At 63.0% G+C, this 22326-nt stretch carries 19 protein-coding genes and 1 tRNA gene; 14 read left to right on the top strand and 6 right to left on the bottom strand.

Features of this window, described 5'->3' with window-relative positions; all coding sequences use genetic code 11:
* The coding region (locus tag AYJ54_RS45355; RefSeq protein WP_063696775.1) for an IS481 family transposase at window positions 1-743 on the top strand (743 nt) is incomplete at its 5' end.
* Here AYJ54_RS45355 and AYJ54_RS45350 read toward each other — a convergent pair.
* The 3 genes from AYJ54_RS45350 to ruvX are packed head-to-tail and all read right to left on the bottom strand — an operon-like array spanning window position 740 to window position 2660.
* On the bottom strand, window positions 740-1672 hold the full coding sequence (locus AYJ54_RS45350; protein WP_063708956.1) for an AEC family transporter: 933 nt from the start codon (window positions 1670-1672) through the stop codon (window positions 740-742). The genes AYJ54_RS45355 and AYJ54_RS45350 overlap by 4 nt on opposite strands.
* Before the next feature lie 9 nt (window positions 1673-1681).
* Window positions 1682-2164, bottom strand: coding sequence for a hypothetical protein (locus tag AYJ54_RS45345; protein ID WP_136624376.1), 483 nt, complete (start codon window positions 2162-2164; stop codon window positions 1682-1684).
* A 16-nt stretch (window positions 2165-2180) separates the two neighbouring features.
* Window positions 2181-2660 carry a Holliday junction resolvase RuvX gene (gene ruvX / locus AYJ54_RS45340; protein WP_063708954.1) on the bottom strand — a complete coding sequence of 160 codons (480 nt, stop codon included), beginning with the start codon at window positions 2658-2660 and terminating at the stop codon, window positions 2181-2183.
* Window positions 2661-2707: 47 nt separating this feature from the next.
* Here ruvX and AYJ54_RS45335 point away from each other — a divergent pair, with 47 nt between their 5' ends.
* Window positions 2708-2923, top strand: coding sequence for a hypothetical protein (locus AYJ54_RS45335; protein ID WP_063708953.1), 216 nt, complete (start codon window positions 2708-2710; stop codon window positions 2921-2923).
* Window positions 2924-2991: 68 nt separating this feature from the next.
* Here the strand turns inward: AYJ54_RS45335 and AYJ54_RS45330 are convergent, their stop codons facing one another.
* Window positions 2992-3927 (bottom strand): cyclase family protein, encoded by a 936-nt coding sequence (locus AYJ54_RS45330; protein ID WP_063708952.1) that lies wholly within the window; start codon window positions 3925-3927, stop codon window positions 2992-2994.
* Window positions 3928-4132: 205 nt separating this feature from the next.
* Window positions 4133-5023: a LysR family transcriptional regulator gene (locus tag AYJ54_RS45325; protein ID WP_063708951.1), complete on the bottom strand. Its 891-nt coding sequence runs from the start codon at window positions 5021-5023 to the stop codon at window positions 4133-4135.
* 96 nt (window positions 5024-5119) lie between these two features.
* Here AYJ54_RS45325 and AYJ54_RS45320 point away from each other — a divergent pair, with 96 nt between their 5' ends.
* From AYJ54_RS45320 to AYJ54_RS45265, 12 genes are all read left to right on the top strand, one after another.
* A complete protein-coding gene (locus AYJ54_RS45320; RefSeq protein WP_063708950.1) occupies window positions 5120-6145 on the top strand; it encodes an NAD(P)H-dependent flavin oxidoreductase in 1026 nt (341 codons plus the stop codon).
* Between the two features lie 97 nt (window positions 6146-6242).
* The gene (locus AYJ54_RS45315; RefSeq protein ID WP_063708949.1) at window positions 6243-7319 is read left to right on the top strand and encodes an NAD(P)H-dependent flavin oxidoreductase; all 1077 of its coding nucleotides are present in this window, start codon (window positions 6243-6245) and stop codon (window positions 7317-7319) included.
* Between the two features lie 78 nt (window positions 7320-7397).
* A complete protein-coding gene (gatC, locus tag AYJ54_RS45310) occupies window positions 7398-7685 on the top strand; it encodes an Asp-tRNA(Asn)/Glu-tRNA(Gln) amidotransferase subunit GatC (protein WP_063708948.1) in 288 nt (95 codons plus the stop codon).
* Window positions 7686-7710: 25 nt separating this feature from the next.
* The gene (locus AYJ54_RS45305; protein WP_063708947.1) at window positions 7711-7923 is read left to right on the top strand and encodes a hypothetical protein; all 213 of its coding nucleotides are present in this window, start codon (window positions 7711-7713) and stop codon (window positions 7921-7923) included.
* Window positions 7920-9395: an Asp-tRNA(Asn)/Glu-tRNA(Gln) amidotransferase subunit GatA gene (gene gatA, locus AYJ54_RS45300; RefSeq protein ID WP_063708946.1), complete on the top strand. Its 1476-nt coding sequence runs from the start codon at window positions 7920-7922 to the stop codon at window positions 9393-9395. Before AYJ54_RS45305 ends, gatA begins: the two co-directional genes overlap by 4 nt.
* A gap of 2 nt (window positions 9396-9397) precedes the next feature.
* On the top strand, window positions 9398-9688 hold the full coding sequence (locus AYJ54_RS45295) for a hypothetical protein (RefSeq protein WP_245329337.1): 291 nt from the start codon (window positions 9398-9400) through the stop codon (window positions 9686-9688).
* On the top strand, window positions 9685-11163 hold the full coding sequence (gene gatB, locus AYJ54_RS45290) for an Asp-tRNA(Asn)/Glu-tRNA(Gln) amidotransferase subunit GatB (RefSeq protein WP_063708945.1): 1479 nt from the start codon (window positions 9685-9687) through the stop codon (window positions 11161-11163). The genes AYJ54_RS45295 and gatB overlap by 4 nt, the downstream gene beginning before the upstream one ends.
* A gap of 1875 nt (window positions 11164-13038) precedes the next feature.
* Complete coding sequence (locus AYJ54_RS45285) at window positions 13039-13305, top strand: hypothetical protein (protein WP_063708944.1); 267 nt, start codon at window positions 13039-13041, stop codon at window positions 13303-13305.
* Window positions 13306-13399: 94 nt separating this feature from the next.
* Window positions 13400-13609 carry a hypothetical protein gene (locus AYJ54_RS45280; protein ID WP_063708943.1) on the top strand — a complete coding sequence of 70 codons (210 nt, stop codon included), beginning with the start codon at window positions 13400-13402 and terminating at the stop codon, window positions 13607-13609.
* Between the two features lie 149 nt (window positions 13610-13758).
* A tRNA-Ser gene (locus tag AYJ54_RS45275) sits at window positions 13759-13852 on the top strand.
* A 562-nt stretch (window positions 13853-14414) separates the two neighbouring features.
* A complete protein-coding gene (locus AYJ54_RS45270; protein WP_161491954.1) occupies window positions 14415-17030 on the top strand; it encodes an O-linked N-acetylglucosamine transferase family protein in 2616 nt (871 codons plus the stop codon).
* Between the two features lie 823 nt (window positions 17031-17853).
* Window positions 17854-19446, top strand: a complete 1593-nt coding sequence (locus AYJ54_RS45265; RefSeq protein ID WP_063708941.1) for a porin — start codon at window positions 17854-17856, stop codon at window positions 19444-19446.
* 684 nt (window positions 19447-20130) lie between these two features.
* On the opposite strand, the gene AYJ54_RS45260 is transcribed toward AYJ54_RS45265, so the two are convergent.
* A complete protein-coding gene (locus AYJ54_RS45260; RefSeq protein ID WP_430641473.1) occupies window positions 20131-22317 on the bottom strand; it encodes a lytic transglycosylase domain-containing protein in 2187 nt (728 codons plus the stop codon).
* Window positions 22318-22326 lie beyond the last annotated feature (9 nt).

Genomic DNA, 22326 nt, shown 5'->3' with positions numbered 1-22326 from the left:
GCGCTGCGGTCGAGGTGTTGCGCCGGCAGCGCCACACCGGCCAGCAGATTGCGGCCGAGGTCGGGATCTCTCCGGCGACCGTCAGCCGCATCCTGCAACGGTTGGGATTGAACCGGTTGCGCGACCTGGAGCCAGCCGAGCTGGTGCGGCGCTATGAACGCGAACATCCCGGGGAGTTGATCCACATCGACATCAAAAAGCTCGGCAAGTTCAACCGTGTAGGCCATCGCATCACCGGTGATCGAACTGGCCAGAGCAGCCTGCGTGCCCGCGGTGAAGGACCTGGCTGGGAATACGTCCACGTCTGTATCGACGATGCCTCCCGCATCGCCTTCAGCAAGGTCATGAAGAGCGAGCGAAGGAGCTGTGCCGTGTCTTTCCTCAAGGCAGCGATCGCCTACTACGCCAGCCTGGGCATCAAGGTCGAGCGGGTCATGACCGACAACGGCTCTTGCTACAAATCCTTTGCCTTCCGCAAAGCCTGCAGACGTCTCGGCCTGAAGCACATCCGCACCAGGCCCTACACGCCCAAGACCAACGGCAAGGCTGAACGCTTTATCCAGACCAGCCTGCGCGAGTGGGCCTATGCCCGCGCCTACAACACCTCAAAAGAACGAGCCGACGAGCTGCCGAGGTGGCTTCACCGCTACAATTGGCATCGGCCTCATGGCAGTATCGGTTCCGTGCCACCCATCAGCAGACTCGCTCTAAACAGGAACAACCTGTTGAGGCTCCACATCTAGCGCGCGTTCGCCACCAGCGCGATCGTGATCGGCATCGTCACCGCCGCCAAAATCGTCTGCAGCGTGATGATCTGCGCCAGCAGCGGCGCATCGCCACCCATCTGGCGGGCCAGTACGTAGGCGCTGGGCGAGGTCGGCACCGCCGCGCAGATCGCGACGATCGCGAGGCTATCGCCGGACAGACCGAACCAGGCGGCGAGCACCAGCGCGAGCACGGGCATCAGCACCAGCTTGAAGAGCACGCCGATCGTTGCGCTCACGCTGGGGCGGAGCAGGCCTTCGAGATGCAGGCCGGCGCCGGTGACGAGCAGGCCGATGGCGAGCGAGGAGCGGCTCAGCGCATCCGCTACATCGTGCCAGATCTTTGGCAGCGGCAGGTGGACGATGTTGATAAACAGCCCGATCGCACAGGCCCAGATCAGCGGATTGCTTGCCACCGTCATGACGATGGCCCGCACCGAGCGCTTCTCCGGCGCGGCATATTGCGCGAGCACCGCGACGCTGAAGACGTTGACCATTGGGATGATCGCGACCATCGCGACGGAGGCGAGCGCCAGCCCGACATCACCGAACATGTTGGCGGAGACGGACAGTGCCACATAGGTCTGCCAGCGCGTCGCGCCCTGGAAGATCGAGGAGAAGGCGGGGCCATCGATGTCGAGCCGCGCCAGGGCAGGGCGCAGCGCGAGGCACAGCAGCGACATCGCGAGCACCGACAGCAGCAGCGCGCCGCCGACGCCTGCGACCGGCACCCTGGAGAGGTCGGCCTTCACCAGCGTCTGGATCAGGAGCATCGGAAACAGCACGAAATAGGTCAGCCGCTCCAGCCCGTGCCATTGCGTGTCGAGCTGCATCAGCGTGCGCTTGAGCACGACGCCGAGCACGATGAGGATGAAGACCGGCAGAAGCGCCGCGATCACGACGGTCATGGCAGGCGCCTATTCCTTTTTCAGAACGAAGTCGGCCCCGCGCGTCCCGTAGCGAGGCCCCTTCGGGGTGATGGTGTGCTTCGGATCCATCCAGTCGCCGGCAATTCTGTTGTCCGCCTCGAAGTGCGCGACATACAGGCCTCCGAGAACGGCATCGTCGCCCCTGAGATACTCGGTTTCGGTCCATTTGATCAGCCCGCCATCGACCATCCCCTTCACCCTGGTTCGGGTATCATCGAACGTGGGCCACTCCATCGTGCCTGTGAATTCATTGCCCGAGATCGCGTCGATGGTGAGCTTGACGGGAAAGCTGCCGTTGATGTCGTGGGAAAACTGATTGAACGTTCCGGACCACGTGCCCTTGAGATCCGACATGGCATGATCATCCGCGGCAAAGGAAACCGGCGCAATCGCCCCGAGAGCGACAGAAGTAACGAGGAGAGCGCCGATGGCCGCGACGATCGAACCCCTAGCTCTCGCCGGCGATGCCATGTCGCTGCTTCCCGGATCAGGCTTGTCGCAAATTGGCGAGGCGGTCGAGCGCGCCTTGCAGGATGAAGATCGCGGCGTGCTCGTCGATGACCTCGGCGCGCTTGGCGCGGCTGACATCCATGCCGATCAGCTCGCGCTCGACCGCTGCCGTCGACAGGCGCTCGTCCCACAACCCAATCGGCAGCTCTGTGAGGCCAGCAAGGTTGCGGGCGAAGGCGCGGGTCGATTGCGCGCGCGGGCCCTCGCTGCCGTCCATGTTGATGGGAAGCCCGAGCACGAAGCCGACCGCCTTGCGCTCCGCCGCGATCGCAAGCAGGCGGGCGGCATCCTGCTTGAACGCCTTGCGCTGGATGGTCTCGACGCCGGTCGCGAGCCGTCGGTCCGGATCGGACACGGCGACGCCGATGGTCTTGGTGCCGAGATCGAGCCCGATCAGCGCACCGCGCGGGGGCCAGTGGGTTGCAACATCGACCAGGGGTAGGATAGGAGCCGGCATGGCGTTAGCGCATAGCATGCGTTGCGCGGTGGAGTGAACCGAGAACAATGGATGCGCTGACGCTATTCGGCCTGTTTGCCGTGACTGCGATGCTGGTCACTTACGCCTTGGAGGATCGCAGCCATTGGTTCGTGCTGCTGTTCGCCGCATCCTGTGCGCTCGGCTCGTCCTATGGCTTCCTGCAAGGCGCCTGGCCGTTTGGCCTCGTCGAGGCGATCTGGGCCATCGTCGCATTGCGGCGATGGCATCTCAGGCCGGAGTGATGGGAAGGTCGGGCGAGGGCACCAGCCGGACGGCAGTCGGATTCTCGCCCGGGGTCGAGAGCTGCCGATCAGCGGATCGCGATCGGGTTGATCATCGCCTGCACGCCTCCCGTCCAGCGCGGCTGTCCGAGCACGAACAGGAATTCATACCCCTTGTCCCGAGCAAGCGCGGCCGTATCCATGTTCTCGAGGATGTAGGTCCCGTTCATGGCGAGCAGGATCTGATGCACCTCGAACACGTTCTTGGACTCGAAGGGCAGCACCTCCAGCGCCCAGGTGTCGGCGCCGATCGCGACGACGCCCTTGCTGGTCAGGTACTTTGCGCCCTCGACGCCGAGACCGGGCTCGCCGGCCGAATAGCGCTTGTCGTCCTTGCCGATCAGGCTCAGCCAGCCAGTGTGGAAGATGACGACGTCGCCCTGGCGGATCTCGACGCCCTGCTTCTTGGCGACCTCCTCGATCTCCTTGACGTTGAAGGCGGTGCCTTCCTTGACCACGTCGGTGTTGTAGTAGGCGGCCATGTCGAGCAGCACGCCGCGGGTGACCATCGGCGGCACCTTCTCGATGCCGAGCTTCTTCAGCCCGTTCGGATCGGCAAAATCGGCGAGCTTGTTGCCGTTGTAGTAGACGTGCTCGATGCCGAGATGGCCGAGGCCGTCGAGCTGGCTGCCGATGCCAACCCAGGTGTCGAGGATATCGTCGTTATAGGTAGCCTTGTTCGGCCCGATGCCGGGGCTGCCCGCCTGTCCAGGCTGCACCACGGTGATCTTGAAGGTGCGCGGCGGATAGGCCGGTGTCTTGGAGTCGACGGGGATGCCGAGCGGATAGGTTTTCCCGGTCTTCACCAGGGACGCGGCCTTCACCACAAGCTCCGGCGTCATGTAGTTCGCGGCTCCGATCTCATCGTTCGGTCCCCATTTCGATTTGGTCCAGTCCTGTGCGCTTGCCGTTCCGATCGTCGCCGACAACGCGACGACGCAGCACAACACGAGCGTATTGCGCATCGATAGTCCTCCCGATGTTCTCGTTCGTTATGGTTTTGCGCTGGCCAGTCACACATCCTAACGTAGAATGGTCGCGCGCTTCAAAGCTTTTTGAGGTGCTGCGCTGCGACGGCCGAACGCACCCGCCACTGCCGGCGGCGTTGATTGATTTCAAACGCGACAGATTTGTGTTGCAGAATTTCGCACCGTGGAACGTTGTGTCGCGTCAGGCTGCGATGACATCGTCTTCTTTCTTCAGGCAGGACACGAAGCCGCTGAGCGCGCTGTATTGATGTCCGCTGCGGCGCTGGATGAAGAGCGTCTCGACGCGGGCGTGAGCCGGGTTCAGCGCATGGATCGACACGTTGCCAATCATCGCACTGCGTTCGACGACTGCGCGCGGCAGCAGCGTCACGCCCATGTCGACGGCGACGCAGCCGATCATGCCGTCGAGCGTGCCGAGCTCGAAGCGCGCCGCGGACGGCCAGCCGAACTCGACGAAGATCTGCTCCAGCCGCTGCCGATAGGTGCAGCCGGTGCGGAACACCAGCGCCGTCGGCCCCGACTCCGGCGTGCCGGCGCGGAGCTCCTTCAGCGACGTCCAGCGCCGCGCGCTGATCAGCACAAGCTCTTCGCGGAATGCGCTGACGGCCACAAGATCGGCGTGCTCGATCGGTCCGGCGACAAAGGCGCCGTCAAGCGCGCCATCAAGCACGGCGGCGACGAGGTCGGCGGTGGTTGCCGTGCGCAACGTCAGCCGCACGGCAGGGAAGCGGCGGTGAAAATCGGCAAGCAGCGGCGGCAGCCGCACGGCGGCGGTGGTCTCCATCGACCCGATCGCCAGCGGTCCCTTCGGCTCGCCATCGTCGCGCGCGGCGAACACTGCCTCGTGCGACAACGCCGTCATCTTCTGCGCGTAGGGCAAGAGCCGTTTGCCGGCGGCGGTCAGCGTCATGCCGCGGCTGTGCCGCTCGAACAGCGGCGTGCCGATCTCGGCCTCCAGCGCCTTGATCCGCTGGGTGACGTTCGACTGCACGGTGTTGAGCTCGTCGGCGGCGCGGGTGATGCCGCCGGCGCGGGCCACCGCGGCAAAGGTCTTGATATCGCTGAGTTCCATGGCGTCGTTTCAATTTTGAGATGGTAGCGTTCACAAGAATTCAATTTTCGAGAATGCTATTCGCGCCCTATCTTCCTGTCCAGAGTGAGAGGATCCATGCCGATTGCTACGCCGCTGACGGAGCTTCTCGGGATCAAGCATCCGATCCTGTCTGCGCCGATGGATACGATCGCGGGCAGTCGGCTGACACGGGTCGTCAGCAATGCCGGCGGCTTCGGCATCCTGGGTGGCGGCTACGGCGACCGCGCCCGGCTGGAGGCCGAGACCAACGAGCTGAAGGGCTTTGCACCGTTCGGTATCGGCTTCATCACCTGGAGCCTCGCCAAGCAGCCCGAGCTTCTCGACATTGCGCTCGACGCCGCGCCGCAGGCCATCATGCTGTCATTCGGCGATCCGGCACCGTTTGCGCCGCGCATCAAGGCGCGCGGTGCGCGATTGATCTGCCAGGTGCAGAGCGAGGACATGGCGAAGCAGGCGCTCGATGCCGGTGCGGAGATCCTGATCGCGCAGGGCACCGAAGCCGGCGGCCATGGCGCATCGCGCACCACCGTCGACATCGTACCCGCGATCGTCGATCTCGCGGCCGGGCGCGTGCCGGTCGTTGCGGCCGGCGGAATCGCGGATGGTCGAGGCTTAGCAGCGATGATGATGCTGGGCGCGTCCGGCGTGCTGATCGGGACGCGCTTCTATGCGAGCGTCGAGGCCAATGGCGCGGAGGAGGCGAAGCAGCGCATTCGCGCGGCGAACGGCAATGAGACGGTGCGTGGTGTCATCGTCGACTGGTCGCGGAACCTGCTCTGGCCCGCCCCATTCACCGCGCGCACGCTGGTCAACGACCATATCAGGCGCTGGACCGGCCGCGAGATCGAACTCATGCAAAGAGCGGGCGAGGTCGCCGTGGAGTACGCTGCGGCGAGAGCCGCGGGCAATTTCGAGATTGCGGCCGTCTTTGCCGGCGAAGCTGTTGGCCTGATCCATGATATTCCGCCCGCCGCCGAGATCGTCGAGCGGATCGCGAGCGAGGCGGAGCAGCTTGTTGCCGGCCGGCGCAATTCGGCGATAGGGGCGTTTCCTTCTCCCCTTGTGGGAGAAGGTGGCGCGGATGCAATCCGCGCCGGATGAGGGGTCTGTCTCCGCGGATACAAACCCCTCACCCGGCGCCTTCGGCGCCACCCTCTCCCAGGGGAGAGGGTAAGAGCGAACACACGAGAGAATACCCATGTGGCCTGACCGTCGACTGATCGAACTCTTCAAGACCGAATTCCCGATCGTGCTGGCGCCGATGGCCGGCGTGATGGATGCGGAGCTGGTGATTGCGGCCGCGCAAGGCGGCGCGCTGGGCTCATTGCCCTGCGCGATGCTGTCGGCGGAGAAGGCGCGGGAGCAGGTTGGCATCATCCGTCAGCGGGTCGCTGCGCCGGTGAACATGAACTTCTTTTGCCACACGCCGGTCGAACTCACGGCCGAGGCCGAGGCGCGCTGGAAGCAGCGCCTCGCGGGCTACTACGATGAGCATGGGTTGGATCCTGCCGCGCCCATCAATGCCGCGAACCGCGCGCCGTTCGACGCCGCTTTTTGCGAAGTCGTCGAGGAGTTGAAGCCGGAGATCGTCAGCTTCCATTTCGGGCTGCCGGACGAGCCGCTGCTCAAGCGCGTGAAGGCGGCCGGATGCATCGTCATCTCGTCGGCCACGACGGTGAAGGAAGCGGTCTGGCTCGAACAGCACGGCGTCGATGCGGTGATCGCGCAAGGCGCGGAGGCAGGCGGTCATCGCGGCATGTTCCTGACGGACAAGATCGCCGAGCAGCCCGGCACCTTCGCGCTGGTGCCGCAGGTCGTCGATGCCGTGAAGGTGCCGGTGATCGCCTGCGGCGGCATTGCCGATGGGCGCGGCATTGCCGCGGCCTTCGCGCTCGGCGCGGCCGGCGTGCAGGTCGGAAGCGCCTATCTGCGGTGTCCGGAATCCAAGGTCACTGCCGGAGGCCGCAAGGCGCTCGCCGAGGCGCGCGACGATTCCACCGTCATCACCAATGTGATGACCGGCCGCCCGGCGCGCGGCGTGCAGAACCGCCTGATGCGAGAGGCCGGCCCGATTTGTGCTGATGCACCCGCCTTTCCCCACGCGGCGACCGCGCTGGGGCCGCTGAAGGCGGCTGCCGAAAAGCAGGGCAGGGTGGATTTTACCAATCTCTGGGCCGGCCAGGCGGTCGCCATGGGCCGTGAGGCGCCCGCGGCCGAACTGACCCGGGATCTGGCCAAATCGGCGCTGGCCTGCATGCGCGGACTGGCCGGCTAGTTCCCGGCGGCGGTTGCGGCGCAAAAGCGGCCTCTGCTATACGGCAGAATAGATTTCTGCCGTTCGAGGCCCCATATAATGTCTGTCGACGCTGCTACCGTCCGCCGCATCGCGCATCTGGCGCGCATTGCCGTTGGGGACGACGAGGTTCCGCACTTGCAGGGCGAGCTCAACGCCATGCTCGCCTTTGTCGAGCAGCTCTCGGAGGTCAATGTGGAGGGCGTCGAGCCGATGACCTCGGTGACCCCGATGGAGATGAAGAAGCGTCAGGACGTCGTCAATGACGGCGAGATCGCCGACGATATCGTTGCCAATGCGCCGGCGACCGAAGGTCACTTCTTCCTGGTGCCGAAGGTCGTCGAGTAACTATCTCAATTCAGGACATAGTCCGATGTGCCTGCTATGCGACGATGAGAAGGCCTACCAGGCCTACATGAACTATCTCGACAAGATGGAGCGGCAGGGCAAGGCTGCCGATCCCAACGTGGCCGTCAATGCCGTGCTCGACGAGCTCGAGGCGGCGGCGAAAGCTTCCGCCGAGAAAGACGACCCGGCCAACGACAAGACCCTGTCTCCGTTCTTCTGTAGCCCGATCAATAAATGACCGATTTGACATCGCTGACGCTCGCCGAGGCCCGCAAGGGCCTCGCGGCCAAGACTTTCACGTCACTCGAGCTGACGGACGCGCATCTCTCCGCAATGGAAGCCGCGCGCGTGCTCAATGCCTTCGTCATGGAGACGCCCGACCAGGCGCGCGCCATGGCGCGCGAGGCCGACGCTGAGATCGCCAAGGGCGATGCCGGCCCGCTCGCCGGCATCCCGCTCGGGATCAAGGATCTGTTCGCGACCAAGGGCGTGCGCACCACGGCGTGCTCAAAAATCCTCGGCAATTTCGTGCCGACCTATGAGTCCACGATCACGTCGCAGCTCTGGCGCGACGGCGCCGTGATGCTCGGCAAGCTCAACAATGACGAGTTCGCGATGGGCTCGTCGAATGAGACCTCGTGCTTCGGTCCCGTCGGCAATCCCTGGCGGCGCGACGGCTCGAACACCACGCTGGTGCCGGGCGGCTCCTCCGGCGGCTCGGCCTCGGCCGTGGCGGCGCTGCTCTGTATGGGCGCGACTGCGACCGACACCGGCGGCTCGATCCGCCAGCCGGCGGCCTTCACCGCGACCGTCGGCATCAAGCCGACCTATGGCCGCTGCTCGCGCTGGGGCGTCGTCGCCTTTGCGTCCTCGCTCGACCAGGCCGGCCCGATCGCGCGCAGCGTCCGCGATGCCGCGATACTCCTCCGCTCGATGGCCGGTCACGACCCGAAGGACACGACGTCCGTCGACATCGCCGTGCCGGATTACGAGGCTTCGATTGGCAAGTCCGTGAAGGGCATGAAGATCGGCATCCCCAAGGAGTATCGGCTCGACGGCATGCCGGCCGAGATCGAAAAGCTCTGGAGCGAGGGCGCAGCCTGGCTCAGGAGCGCCGGCGCCGAGCTGGTCGAGGTGTCGCTGCCGCACACGAAGTATGCGCTGCCGGCCTATTACATCGTGGCGCCAGCGGAGGCCTCGTCCAATCTCGCGCGCTATGACGGCGTGCGGTACGGCCTGCGGGAGCAGGGCAGGAACATCATCGAGATGTACGAGAACACCCGCGCCGAAGGTTTTGGCGCCGAAGTGAAGCGGCGCGTCATGATCGGCACCTACGTGCTGTCGGCCGGCTACTACGACGCCTATTACCTGCGCGCGCAAAAAGTACGTACGCTGATCAAGAAGGACTTTGAGGACTGCTTCGCCAAGGGCGTCGACGCGATCCTCACTCCCGCTACGCCGTCGGCCGCCTTCGGCATCGGCGAGAAGGGCGGCGCCGACCCGGTCGAGATGTACTTGAACGACATCTTCACGGTCACCGTGAACATGGCGGGACTGCCCGGCATCGCCGTGCCCGCGGGCAAGGACGCGCAAGGATTGCCGCTCGGCCTGCAACTGATCGGCCGGCCTTTCGACGAGGGGACGCTGTTCTCGCTCGGCGAGGTGATCGAGCAGGCGGCCGGCCGCTTCACGCCCGTGAGGTGGTGGTGACGATGGCGGCGTACATCGCCAGCCTTGATGGCGCTGCGCCTGCGCCGGATCTCAGCGCGCCGCTGGCCGGCCTCTGGTGGGCCGCCAAGGGCGACTGGGACCAAGCGCACAAGATCGTCCAGGACGACGACAGCCGCGAGGCGGCGTGGGTGCACGCCTACTTGCATCGCGTCGAAGGCGATCTCGGCAATGCCGGCTACTGGTACCGTCAGGCGGGCCAGCCGGCGGCGAAGGATTCATTGCAGGCGGAGTGGGAGCGGATCGCTGCCACGCTGCTCGGGAGCAAGACATGAGCACGGCCACGCACAAGCTTCTCAAGGGCGCCACCGGCGACTGGGAGATGGTCATCGGCATGGAGATCCATGCCCAGGTCACCTCGAACTCAAAGCTGTTCTCCGGTGCCTCCACCGCGTTCGGCGGCGAGCCGAACACGCATGTCTCCCTCGTCGACGCGGCGATGCCCGGCATGCTTCCCGTCATCAACGAGGAATGCGTCAGGCAGGCTGTCCGGACTGGCCTGGGGCTGAACGCAAAAATCAATCTGCGTTCGGTGTTCGACCGGAAAAACTATTTCTATCCGGACTCGCCACAGGGCTACCAGATCAGCCAGTACAAGTCGCCGATCGTGGGCGAGGGCGAAGTCACGCTCGAGCTCGACGGCGGCCGCACCGCAACCGTCGGCATCGAGCGGCTGCATCTGGAGCAGGACGCCGGCAAGTTATTGCACGACCAGTCGCCGACCATGTCCTATGTCGACTTCAATCGCTGCGGCGTGGCGCTCATGGAGATCGTCTCCAAGCCCGACATCCGCGATGCCGAGCAGGCCAAGGCCTATGTCACCAAGCTGCGCTCGATCCTGCGCTATCTCGGCACCTGCGACGGCGACATGGAGAAGGGCAACCTGCGCGCCGACGTCAACGTCTCGGTGCGCAAGCCCGGCGGGCCGCTCGGCACCCGCTGCGAGATCAAGAACATGAACTCGATCAACTTCATTGGGCAGGCGATCGAGTATGAGGCGCGGCGCCAGATCGAGATCCTCGAGGATGGCGGCGAGATCGAGCAGGAGACGCGGCTCTACGACCCGAACAAGGGTGAGACGCGCTCGATGCGGTCCAAGGAAGAGGCGCACGACTACCGCTACTTCCCCGATCCCGATCTCCTGCCGCTCGAGTTCTCGCAAAGCTTCGTCGACCTGCTGAAAGCAGAGCTTCCTGAACTGCCGGACCAGAAGAAGGCGCGCTTCGTCGCCGACTTCGGTCTCTCCGCCTACGATGCGAGTGTGCTGGTCGCCGAGCGCGAGAGCGCGGTGTTCTACGAGACTGTGCTGGACAGGCTCGCCAACCGCGCTCGCGACGGCAAGGTGGCTGCCAACTGGGTGATCAACGAGCTGTTCGGCCGTCTCAACAAGGAAGGCGGGGACATTGCGGGCTCTCCCGTCACGTCCGAGCAGCTTGCCGCGATCGTCGACCTGATCGGCGAGGGCACGATCTCCGGCAAGATCGCCAAGGATCTGTTCGAGATCGTCTGGCAGGAGGGCGGCGATCCTCGCGCGCTCGTCGAAAGCCGCGGCATGAAGCAGGTCACCGACCTCTCGGCGATCGAGAAGGTGGTGGACGACATCATCGCGGCCAATCCCGACAAGGTCGCACAGGTCAAGGACAAGCCGCAGGCGCTCGGCTGGTTCGTCGGTCAGGTGATGAAGTCATCCGGTGGCAAGGCCAATCCCCAAGCCGTCAATGATCTGCTAAAGTCCAAGCTTGGCGTCTGAGATGTCGCGGTGACGGCGCACGCCGTCACCGCGATTGAGCCTTCGCGCATCCGTCTCGCGCACGTGACGACAGCGACCATCGCCTCGATCGCATCCTTCAAGCCCAACCGAATCGCGATCTTCGATTCGCGCAAAAGTCGGCCTCAGGCGCGCTACGGCGAGCGCTAGCGCCGTTAAGCATGAAAATATTTTCGTTGCCAAAAGTCGCGACTCAGAGTCCGCGCGGCGCTTTCCGCGCGCCTTCGAGCGAGTCGCAGCATGCATCATCGCGACGATCGTGCGCGAAGCGTGAATGCAGAAAAATACTTGCTGCATAGGGTTTTTGTGCAATCGCGATGCGCGAGGGCGATGATGCTGCGGGCGCTTCCTGCAATCGCAAGCGCATGTCTTTCAGTGCGCCAGGATCAAGCGCGTAAGGCGCAGGCGCCTTGCTGCGTCAACACTTCCTTAAGCGAGACGCTGTTTTTTTCGCTGTGTTGGTGTATTCGGGATGAAGTGCATTCGATCCCCGAGTGCACGCAACGATTAAGCCATCTCACATCGGAGGGCAACATGGCGAAGAAAGCGAAGAAGGCGAAGAAGGCGAAGAGCGCAGTGAAGAAGACTGCGAAGAAGACCCGCAAGGTCGCGAAGAAGAAGAAGTAACTTCGCTACTGAAGTTGCCGGCTCTTAGATTGCCGGCACGTCATCAGCGCCTCTCAACGGGCCCTGGTCGACGATAGAGGGTGTCGGCGAGACATCAGGTCAACGGTCGGACCGTTCGTCTTTCGCAAGCTTGCTCGTGAAAGTCCGGTCCGGCAGAAGAAACGAGTTTTCTTCGTTCGGTGCGGTCGCTCCTAAAGGGCTCCGCAATTTCACAAGCGGCCTTCGGGCCAAAGTGGAATCTGGTCCTGACGTGTTCGCCGACGCCCTCGTTCCCTTAAGCCGGGATCCTGGCCGGCATTTCATTTCCCGACATTTCAGATGCGAGACGTGGCTGCGCCTGCGGAGCAGGCGGGCGATCGTCGCGGCATGGCGGCCGCGCTGTGTTTGGTGCCGTCGCCCGGCCGGGCGGGACGGCGCGGATTTCCAGAGGCAGTCACTATCGTGCTGAGACGCCTCCGCATTGGATTCCCACCCTCGCGCGGGATGACAAGGCGACGCGCAGGTGCATCCGAGCTTTCCGGGCCGTCGCATATGGCCGTTGATCGCCGCGAACAGGCTCGGCCTGATGGTTCGAGACGCGCCGTAAGGCGGCGCTGCTCACCACGAGGATCCAGGACCTCGCCGCGAAACAGACCTCAGCCTGAGGAGCCCGCCTACGGCGAGCGTTTCGAAGGACGGGCCGCAAAAAGGCCAGCCGCCAAACTGTCTTTCAAACGCGACGGCCTGCTGCGTCTCCGACCGCAGGGCGATCGCACGTGACCCGAGGGTTTGGGCGCTAAAGCCTCCACGGCGTCATGGCCGGGCATAGCCGTCCGAAGGACGGCGTCGCTTCCGCTCGCCTATGTCCCGGCCATCCACACCTAGCCACGCGGCACGAAGGACGTGGATGTCCGGGACAAGCCCGGGCATGACAACACTTGTGAATGCTCAAATGCGATCGCCCTGCCTCCGACCGTGCGCGATGGTTATCGTTGTCCGAAAATCGAGAGGGTAAACCAAGTCTGACGAATCGCAGAAGTGCCTGCGAATCGGGGGCTTTTGCATTTTCCCAACGGGCATCGCGGCTTTGCGTTTACGTCCTCTTCATCGCGATACTTAAACTGCCATTCAAAATTGCCCGCCATCATCGTCTCCAACAAGCCGGCAAACGGCATGGGGACGAGTTGAACAAGCTGGACGGGAGCCGCGCTCGGGGGAACGAGGCGGCATAATGATAAAAGGGGATGCGGTATGTTTCAGGGGACCTTCGATCTGGAGACGGCAACGCCGATCGACGCGAGTGCGTTGTCGGACGTGCTGTTCGAGCGCGGACTGTATTGGGCGAGCGGCCGCTCCGGCCTCGTCGACCTCATCGCCGCGCACAAATGGTTCGACCTTGCCGCGCTGAAGGGTCGCAAGGACGCCATCGCGCTGCGCCAGGAAGTCGCCGGGCAGATGTCGGAGGCCGAAATCTCCGCCGCGCAGCGGCAGGCGAGGGCGTGGGTCTCCACGCACTGAGCTGACCAATCGCGCGGAGGCCCGTGTTTTCACGGACTGACCTTCTTGCGCTGAATCAAGTTCATGCGGCGTGCCGGCGACTAGATCGCGCGGCATGAGCGATACCGACAAGACCGGCCACTGGCTGCCGATCCAGATTGCGCCGGACGACTGCGATCTGGAACTCGGACGGCTGCATAAGACGGGCATCGTGCCCTGGACCTTTCCCTGCCGGCGCAAATCCGGTGTGTGGTTCAACGTCTGGGCCGGAGAGTCCGTGCTGATTTCCCCCTCGCATTGGCGTGTCTGGCGATCCTGCCGCTAGGCGCACACATATATAAGGGCAAGGAGACCCCGGGCCGGGCGCAACTCCCCAGGGGAGGAGCGTTCGGGGATGTCTTTCCCGTGAAAGAATGCGCCCACGCAATTCTGCCGCTTGCGGCTAGCCGCTGTGTCGGGCATACCCGGCACATTGGAGACGTGGCCGAGTGGCTGAAGGCGGCGGTTTGCTAAACCGTTATAGGCTTGTAAAGGCCTATCGAGGGTTCGAATCCCTCCGTCTCCGCCATACAGCAACTTAAGATATTGATTTTGCTTGGCTTTGCGGGGTGGGGCGCGACTGCCGGCCTCAAAGCACGCGCATACCCTTTCAAATCCCAAATCCGCTGACGGAAATGTGCCGCGTCGGGGCCGCCGGGATCGGCTTGCTTAGCCTTCAACGCCACTGCTGAGAGGCACGAGGGGCGCCGTTGGGAACTAATCCGCAGCCAACCGCTCTCCGGGAGAGGCCTCGCGAGACGCTTCTGTCGGGCTTGCCTCGCCTCCCAACTCCAGCCTGATCTTGCCGACCTCGCAGTGTCGGCGCCGATGCCCAGAGTGGCGAGTTCCTTCCGCGGATGATTTGCGTGCCTGGTTGGCTTGGGCGAGATGCGATTGCACTGGCGCTTCGAGGCCGCGCACATCCTCTTTCGCATCGATCCCTAGAGGCCGGCCAGCTTGATTGCATCTCCGACAGCCACGATTGCAATCGCCGGCAATCGCTTTGCCAATTAGCGGCTCAAGGAATGTGCGCTATGCCTTCGCCGAACCGGTTGCTATGTTTGAGCAGATGATCTCAGGGAGGAATGGGTTTGGCGAATGAACTGCATGCCAAATTTCGACGTGCTGTCGATGCCTTTCACGCCAATGATTTGCTCAAAGCGGAAAGAATACTGCAGCAGATAGCAAAATCGTCCAGGAACATATTCGACGTCGAACATCTCTTGGGTGTAGTGAAGCTCATACAAGGTCGATTTGCGGAGGCGGAGGTCCATCTCAAAGCGGCGGTAGCCCTGAATGGAAGCAGTGACGAAGCGCTCAGCAATTATGGATATGCGCTCAAATCCCTGAAACGGCCTCAAGAAGCCCTGATATATTTCACGCGCGCATTGGCGGTGAATCCGCGCAATCCCCTCTCATACCATAACAGGGGCTCGATACTTGCCGAGTTTGCGAGGAGCTATTCGGAAGCGATCGATCAATTCGACAAGGCGACATTCTACAATCCGAACTTTGCTGATGCATATGCAAGCAAAGGCAATTGTCTTGAAAAGCTCGGCCGTTTTGACGACGCCCTCGTTGCATACGATAAAGCGTTGTCGATCAAGCCTGACCTGGAGAATGCGTGGCTTGGTCGAGGTAATGCTTTCCGCAATCTCAAGCGCTATGACGAGGCATTCGCCACGTACGGCAAGGCGCTGTCGATCAAGCCTGACTTTGCGAATGCGTGGGTTGGTCGAGGAGACGTTTTTTCCGATCTCAAGCGCCATGACGAAGCGCTTGCTGCGTACGACGGGGCGCTGTCGATCAAGCCTGATCTCGAGAGTGCGTGGGTTGCCCGGGGCCATGTTTTCTGGCGCCTCAAGCGCTATGACGAAGCCTCGGCTGCATACGACAAGGCGCTGTCGATCAGGCCTGATCTGGAGAATGCGTGGCTTGGCAGGGGCAATGTGTCCTGCGATCTCAAGCGCTATCACGAAGCGTTCGTTGCGTATGACAAGGCGCTGTCGATCAGGCCTGATCTGGCAGAAGCGTGGCTTGGCCGGGGCAATGTTCTCACCGAGCTCAAGCGCTATGACGACGCATTCGCGGCATATGACAAGGCGCTGTCCATCAAGCCTGATCTCGCAGAAGCATGGCTCGGTCGAGGTAATGTCTTGTGGAGTCTGAAGCGCTATGAAGAGGCGCTTGCCGCGTATGACCAAGCGCTGTCGACCAAGCCTGATCTAGAGAATGCGTGGGTGGGGCGCGGTAATCTTTTCACGGAACTCAAGCGCTACGATGAGGCAGTTGCTGCTTATGACAGGGCGCTGTCGATCAGGTCTGACTTGGAGGGCATCGAGGGGGTGCGTCTTCATGCAAAGATGAATTTGTGCAACTGGGATAATCTGGAAGAAGAGATCAGTCATTTGACGGCAGCAATTCGGACCGGAAAAGCCAATAGCTCTCCTTTTGCGTTGCTGTCGTTGACGGATTCGCCTGATGATCATCTGCGATGCGCCAAGGCATGGGTGGCCGCAAAGTGCCCGCGTTCCTCTAAAACAAGTTCAAGCGGTGAAGTCCATAAGCACGACAAGATTCGGGTCGGATATGTTTCACCCGATTTTCGTCAGCATCCGGTCGGGCACCTGACTGCTGGGATATTCGAGAACCACGATACTGATCGATTTGAGACGTACGCCTTTTCAATCGGTCCAAACGACAATAGCGATCTGCGCAAGCGGCTGGAAACGTCCTTTCATCGCTTTATCGATTGCCAGCAGAAGAACGACAGTGAAGTCCTGGAGGCGATCAACGATGCGCAGATCGACATTCTTGTCGATCTGGCGGGGCATACGCAGAATGCCAGGCTGTCGTTGTTTGCATCCAGTCCCGCTCCGATCGTCGTCAACTACCTTGGATTCGCAGGGACATTGGGGAGCAGAGAACTATCGGATTACATCGTTGCCGATCACGTCGTGTTGCCGGAGCCAAGCAGCCAATTCTTTGAAGAGAAAGTCGTTCGTCTGCCCGGCAGTTTTATGCCACGCGACAACAAAGGTGAGGCAATCGACGAAACGATGCCCAATCGGGTTGATCACGATCTGCCGCAGGAATGGACGGTATTTTGTTGTTTCAATAACGCCTACAAGATCAATCGATCTGTCTTTGGCTCTTGGATGAATATTTTGAGGAGCGTGGATCGGTCGGTATTGTGGTTGTCTGATATGGGAGAGATCGCAAGATCTAACTTGCGAAAGGAAGCTAAAGCCCTGGGCGTCGATCCAGATCGCCTGGTGTTTGCGAAGCACGTTTCATCATTATCAGACCATTTGGCGCGCCATCGCCTTGCCGATTTTTTCCTGGATACGCTGCCATACAACGCGCATACGACGGCCAGTGATGCGTTGTGGGCCGGCTTGCCGGTCGTGACACAAATTGGAAATAGTTTCGCAGGCCGCGTCGCGGCGAGCTTGCTTAGCGCTGTTGGCTTGCCTGAGCTGATAACGCGAACGCGTGAGGAATATGAAGCGCTTGCAATCGACCTGGCGCTTGATAAGCAGAAGCTTCAGGGTATTCGCGAAAGGCTGCAAAGGACCCGCCTGACGGCACCACTCTTTGACGCGGCGCTCTATGCGAAACACTTGGAAGCAGCTTACGAGGCGATGTATCAGAGATATCAAGCTGGATTGCCGCCAGACCATATTGAAGTTCAAGCACTCGGATGAGGAAGACGCGTTGTGCGTCTGCTACAGCTCGCACAGGCGAACCTAGCGTCCTCAACACCGAACTGACTGTGCCAACGCCGGTCTCCAGTCGCAGGTCGGGCTGTGCCGATCGTTCACCAGCTTCTTGAACGTCGGGTAAGGGGCAAGGAATCCCTGGAGTTGATTCCTTGGGGGGAAGTCGCTTCTTCGGCCCGAGCGACCCGATCGGCCGGCGCGGCGACTGTCCGCGCCGGGAGCCGGTTAATTGCCGTGCCGCGTCCGTAGTTCGCCAGGCTCTGGTTCCTGCCCCGGCTTCTGCCCCACTGTCGTCGGCCGCGCGATGTCGCGGTCGCCTCCCTTCCAGATCAGTCGATTCTTGGCCGCCAGCGCGTCACTCTGAGTCCTTCCTTCCGACACCACGATTCGATCGCGTTAGAGCCGCAACACCGCTTGTCGGCCCAATGCGTCCGAAGTCGGGAATTTTGGCGGTCAATGGAACCGCTTTAAAATCACAAGCAAATTCAATGGCTTGTCGAGGCGGATTGATCACAACTGCGTGTTATTTGTGCAACACCCATTGGAAAACGCGCGCCATAGGCCCGTTTCGGAGCGTTCTGTTGTTGTGTGTGCAAGGACGTTCGGTAATTGTGACTGAGCGACGGAGGGGGGCATCCCGAGGTCGTCCCGTTCTAGGTGGTTCGCTTAAGTCCCTCGCGTTCATGCGGGTGTGTCCGAAGGCGCGAAGCGGCTAAGCGGTGAGTTAAAGGGACAAGGGAACCAACCTTAGGGTGTCGTCACCCAGCGGATCCGGAACCTTCCCTATAGAGCAACTTGGAGGTTTAACATGAAGTTGGTTAAGAGCCTTTTGCTCGGTTCAGCGGCGGGTCTGATCGCCGTTGGCGGAGCACAGGCAGCCGATCTCCCCGTGAAGGCCAAAGCGGTCGAATACGTGAAGATCTGCTCCCTGTACGGTGCCGGATTCTATTACATCCCGGGCACTGACACCTGCATCAAGCTGGGTGGTTATCTGCGCGCTGAAGTCGCGCTGAACACGAACTCGGACATCAGCGGTCAGCTGAACGTCTCGAGCCAGGGCGCCAACGGTGCACGTAACCGTCTGACGAACTACTACACCATGCGCGCTCGTGAAGACCTCAACATCGACACGCGCACCGCGACCGAGTACGGCGTGGTCCGCACGTTCTTCGATGGCGTGTTCTCCTGGACGACCGGCAACTACGTCGGCACCGGCAGCGCAACTGGCGCGACCCAGTACAGCGGCACGCTCGGCGTCAATACCCCGGTCGGTGCAACTGCTCCGGCTCTCTTCGGCTCGGGCTCCGGCTCGGTGAACGGCACCGACGGCAACACCTCGGGCGGTTCACTCGGCGTGTACTACGCCTTCATCCAGTTCGCTGGCTTCACGATGGGTAAGGCGGTGTCGCAGTTCGACGCTCCCTGGACCAACTATCCAGGCAACAACTTCGACAGCCTCGTCGGCGGCAGCGGCACGGTCACTGGTGTCAACCAGTTCACCTACACCGCTGACTTCGGTCAGGGCATCACGGCTTCGTTCTCGGCCGAAGACCAGACCCAGTACTATCAGGCTGGTAACTTCAACATGAGCGGCGCCTCTGGAACTGGCATTCTCACCGGTAGCATCGGCACCGGTGCGATCGGTGGCACGCGCTCGCCGAACCTCGTCGGTATGCTCCGTGTCGACCAGGCTTGGGGTCTGTTCCAGGCGTCGGTCGCTGCCAAGGACAACCACGTTGGTTACTACGGCTCCAGCGAAATCACTGGCCACCCGGATGACAAGTGGGGCTGGGCGGCTCAGCTCGCTCTGTCGATCAAGAACATCCCGACCGGCGCGGGTGACACGATCAACCTCCAGGCCGTGTACACCGACGGTGCGACCCGCTACAACTTCCAGAACCTGGCGGGTAGCACGTACGGAATTTACGGCAGCTCGGGCCTCCCCGGCGCGTACGGCAGCCTCGCTGCCGTTATTGCTCCGGACACGGTGTACGTCAACGGCAGCTCGCAGGAGACGGTCAAGACCTGGGGCTTCCGTGGCGCATACACCCACAACTGGGATCCGTACTGGAACACCTCGGTCTACGGTGCTTTCGCTCAGGCTCAGTTCGGCAGTCTGGCCAAGAGCACGCTCTGCGGCCTGATCGCCACGGCGCAACCTGGTGTTACGACTTGTAACCCCGACTTCAACATTGGTCAGGCTGGTATCATCACCCGCTGGACTCCTGTGAAGAACCTGACCTTCTCGGCAGACTTCACCTGGACCCATGTCGACCAGAAGTACGCGGGTGTGCTGACGACGACGACGGTGAACGCTATTCCCGCCAAGCCGGCTGCGACCTACGAGCTGAAGGATCAGGACACCTTCGTTCTGCTCCTCCGCGCTCAGCGCAACTGGTAATTCCGGTCTAACGACCTGAATGAGAACTCCGGCGGGAAACCGCCGGGGTTCTTTTTTGTCCTGAGCTCTTGTTGACGACGCGAGAGCGCTGGCGGCTTGGCACCGCGGTGCGGCCTGGATCATCGCCGGTTGTTGACGAGGGTCAGGATCGAGGCCGGTTATCGGCCGAAGCAGATCCGAGAGAGGAGCGCGCGGCTCCCCGCTGGTCCATCCTTCGTGGCGCCCAATCGAAATCTCTTGCCGACGTGATTCCGGCGCGCATGCCATTTCCGACGTCCGTATGCGCGATCGGTCCGTCGCTCTCACGGACACCCCTTGCGGACAAATCGGCGGAATCGGCCCTGCGGCGGGAAGCCGCCGGTCTTTCATCTTCGACGGATTGACCGGCGGCGCCCACAAACTCCGCCGTCATTCCGGGGCACCCGAAGGGCGAGCCCGGAATCCATTCCGCCGCAGAGCATGTGGCCCAATCGATTCCGGGCCTTCGTGCTTCGCACGCATCCCGGAATGACGGTGATCACTGATCTGACGGCCAGCCGACAGCCCTCGATATCGTGAGGCGCGCGTGAAGATCGTGCTCGACCTTCAGAGCCGGCTCGACGAATCGGGGTGGGGCGGTCGTGCCTCGCGCGGCGCCGTCAGGCCCGACGGCATCTCCGCCGCGAACACACCTGGCGCGCGCCGCTACTCCACGCTGCCGGTGCCGCGGCGCAGGTCGGCCTCGATCTGCAACCGCGTGCCGCCGCCGAAGCGGGCGCGGTAGACCTGCAGATTTTCCATGATCCGCTGCACGTAGTTGCGGGTCTCGGAGAATGGGATCAGCTCGACCCAGTCGACGGCATCGATCTTCGGGTCGCGCGGGTCGCCGTAGCGGTCGATCCACTTCTTTACGCTGCCGCGGCCGGCATTGTAGGCGGCAAAGGTCATGATGTAGGAGCCGCGATAGTCTTCGAGCAGGCCGCCGAGCTCGGCCGCGCCGAGTGTGGCGTTGTAGACCGAATCATTCTTCAGCCGCGACAGGTCGTATGTCGCGCCGTGCCGCTTGCAGACGTAGCGCGCAGCGTCCGGTGTCACCTGCATCAGCCCATAGGCCTGCGCCGGCGAGACGACAGCCGGATTGAACGCGCTCTCCTGCCGCGCAATGGCGTAGACGATGCTGCGCTCGACCCCGGGGCCGATCTGCGTGAACTGCGGAATGCCGTTGACGGGATAGGCGTAGAAGTCGAACGGCAGGCCCCGATTGAGCGCGGCCTTGCCGACCAGCAGCATGCCGCGCGCGTCGGCATAGCGCTGGGTCAGCTCGCCGAGGCCGGCGAGAACCTCGGGATCACCATTCTCGCCCATGTCGGCGAGCATCGGCACCGCGAGCTCGCGCTCGTCGAGCTCGTAGAGCAAGTGCGCCGCGCGCACGATCTCCAGCCGCTCGGCGCCCCGGCCGCGCGGTGCGCTGTTCAGCTCGATCTGCGGCAGGCCGAGCTTGGCGCGAGCGAGCTGGCCGTAATAGCTCGTCGACTGTTCGGCTGCGCGTGCATAGGCGTTGCGGGCTTCCTGCTGACGGCCCATGGCTTCCGCCGCGCGGCCCTGCCAGTAGCCGGCGCGCGCCAGCGTGGTCGGGTTGACGCTGCCCACTCCGATGCGCGCGAAATGCTGCGCGGCGGTCGAGGGATCGTTGAGGAAGCGCAGCGCGATCCACCCAGCAGTGAATTCCTGCTCGGTCTTGTAGATGTCCCGCGAGGGCAGCGCTGCGTCGCGAGCGATCAGATAGGCGCTGCGGAATTCCTCGGTGTCGATCATCTTGCGCGCCAGCAGGCGGCGCTCGATCCACCATTCGTCGAGATTGTAGAGACGGTTCGGATCCTTCGGCGCCGACAGCATGAGCTGGGCGGCTTCCGCGAACTTCTCTTCGCGGCGCAGGAGCTGGATCCTGCTGAAGATGAAACCGGGATCGCCGTGCAATTCGCGCGGCACTGCCTCGAGCAGCGCGCGCGTGTTCGGCGCCTTTCTGTAGGAGGCGATACGGGCTTTGGCGAGCGCGACATAGCCGGCGCCGAGGCGCTTGGCGGCGCGCAGCGCAGCCTCGTGTTCGCTGCCATAGAGCAGGGCGTCCATCCGCGCCTTCTGGTCGCCCGGAGTGAGCAGGGCGCCGAACTGGTCGAGCGCGTTGTTCTCGGTGTCCTCCGACATCGGATCGCTGCGCCAGGCCTCGCGCACCAGCCGCTCGGCATTGGCACGGTCGCCGCGCGCCAGCATCGCCTTGGCGAGCGAGAAGCGGCCCTTGGCTGAGATCGGGGATTCGTTCTCGAACCACGACCACGCGACCGAATCGTCGCGTCTGTCGTCCCACATCGCGGCCTCGAGGCGCCGGCGCAGGAAGGTCTGCGACGGCCAGCCCGGATTGGCGGAGAGGAAGGCGCGGTAGCGCTCGACGGTCGCGCCATTGTCCTCGCTGCGCAGGATGATCCATTCCGCAAGTTTTCGCGCGACGGGATCCGAGATCGTGGCTTCGGCGTTGGTCGCATCGCCCTGCCTGCGCTTGCGCACGAGCTCGATGACGTTCTCCAGCGTGTCCTTGTCGCCTTGCGAGGTCGACGAGGTCGCGGCGACCGCGGCCGGCAGCGCCGGCTTGCGCGGGGCCGCATGCTGGCGGGTTGCCGGCGCGAGCACGGGAGCGGTTACGACAGGAGCGGCCGGCTTGATTGCCGCGGTCGCCTGCGGCACATCCTGCCTGACCGGGTCGGGTTTGCTCTTTGGAACCCCGTTGCGGGCGATCGGGCGCGGCTTCGGCAGCGGAACTTTCGCGGCGGCCCAGGCGGTGGCCGAAACCAGCCCGATTGCCGCCATCAGGCCCATGGCAAGGCCTGCAGAGATCAGTGCGGCACG

This window comes from Bradyrhizobium centrolobii, assembly GCF_001641635.1.
Classification (GTDB): Bacteria; Pseudomonadota; Alphaproteobacteria; order Rhizobiales; family Xanthobacteraceae; genus Bradyrhizobium; species Bradyrhizobium centrolobii.
Note: the sequence above shows the minus strand (reverse complement) of the source record. Positions and strands in the feature narration are given on the sequence as shown.

Bases quoted from the DNA above. Each gene is read 5' to 3' on its own strand.
- AYJ54_RS45280 (WP_063708943.1), top strand. From the start codon at position 13,400: ATGAGCGATACCGACAAGACCGGCCACTGGCTGCCGATCCAGATTGCG.
- AYJ54_RS45305 (WP_063708947.1), top strand. From the start codon at position 7,711: ATGTGCCTGCTATGCGACGATGAGAAGGCCTACCAGGCCTACATGAAC.
- ruvX (WP_063708954.1), bottom strand. From the start codon at position 2,660: ATGCCGGCTCCTATCCTACCCCTGGTCGATGTTGCAACCCACTGGCCC.
- AYJ54_RS45320 (WP_063708950.1), top strand. From the start codon at position 5,120: ATGCCGATTGCTACGCCGCTGACGGAGCTTCTCGGGATCAAGCATCCG.
- AYJ54_RS45350 (WP_063708956.1), bottom strand. From the start codon at position 1,672: ATGACCGTCGTGATCGCGGCGCTTCTGCCGGTCTTCATCCTCATCGTG.
- gatA (WP_063708946.1), top strand. From the start codon at position 7,920: ATGACCGATTTGACATCGCTGACGCTCGCCGAGGCCCGCAAGGGCCTC.
- AYJ54_RS45285 (WP_063708944.1), top strand. From the start codon at position 13,039: ATGTTTCAGGGGACCTTCGATCTGGAGACGGCAACGCCGATCGACGCG.
- gatB (WP_063708945.1), top strand. From the start codon at position 9,685: ATGAGCACGGCCACGCACAAGCTTCTCAAGGGCGCCACCGGCGACTGG.
- gatC (WP_063708948.1), top strand. From the start codon at position 7,398: ATGTCTGTCGACGCTGCTACCGTCCGCCGCATCGCGCATCTGGCGCGC.
- AYJ54_RS45315 (WP_063708949.1), top strand. From the start codon at position 6,243: ATGTGGCCTGACCGTCGACTGATCGAACTCTTCAAGACCGAATTCCCG.
- AYJ54_RS45265 (WP_063708941.1), top strand. From the start codon at position 17,854: ATGAAGTTGGTTAAGAGCCTTTTGCTCGGTTCAGCGGCGGGTCTGATC.
- AYJ54_RS45330 (WP_063708952.1), bottom strand. From the start codon at position 3,927: ATGCGCAATACGCTCGTGTTGTGCTGCGTCGTCGCGTTGTCGGCGACG.
- AYJ54_RS45295 (WP_245329337.1), top strand. From the start codon at position 9,398: ATGGCGGCGTACATCGCCAGCCTTGATGGCGCTGCGCCTGCGCCGGAT.
- AYJ54_RS45335 (WP_063708953.1), top strand. From the start codon at position 2,708: ATGGATGCGCTGACGCTATTCGGCCTGTTTGCCGTGACTGCGATGCTG.
- AYJ54_RS45325 (WP_063708951.1), bottom strand. From the start codon at position 5,023: ATGGAACTCAGCGATATCAAGACCTTTGCCGCGGTGGCCCGCGCCGGC.
- AYJ54_RS45345 (WP_136624376.1), bottom strand. From the start codon at position 2,164: ATGGCATCGCCGGCGAGAGCTAGGGGTTCGATCGTCGCGGCCATCGGC.